The 289-nt window shown below is 41.9% G+C and carries 1 pseudogene; it reads left to right on the forward strand.

Annotated elements, in window-relative coordinates:
• Window positions 1-52 precede the first annotated feature (52 nt).
• Window positions 53-289 (forward strand): annotated as a pseudogene (locus tag IQ457_RS13600) (IS982 family transposase); the annotation flags it as partial.

Here is a 289-nt window from a genome sequence, read left to right on the forward strand (position 1 = left end):
AAGTTGCTAAAGTAAGTTTACCAAGACCACTTAAGCAAAAAGGACTTCTTACATGGACAACCTAACCGAACTATACTGCCATATTGACGACTTTTATCAGCAATTCAAACCTGAGTTTGAGGCTCACTTAATCGCAACGGGCCGTCAACGGCTAAGAGCATGCAAGATAAGTGTATCAGAGATGATGACCATCTTGGTACTGTTTCATCAACTGCGGTATCGACAGTTTAAGTCTTTTTACTACCATCACATGCTTGGCATGATGAAACGGGAGTTTCCAAACTTGCCC

The sequence above is a fragment of the Psychrobacter sp. M9-54-1 genome, from assembly GCF_016613355.1.
Classification (GTDB): Bacteria; Pseudomonadota; Gammaproteobacteria; order Pseudomonadales; family Moraxellaceae; genus Psychrobacter; species Psychrobacter faecalis.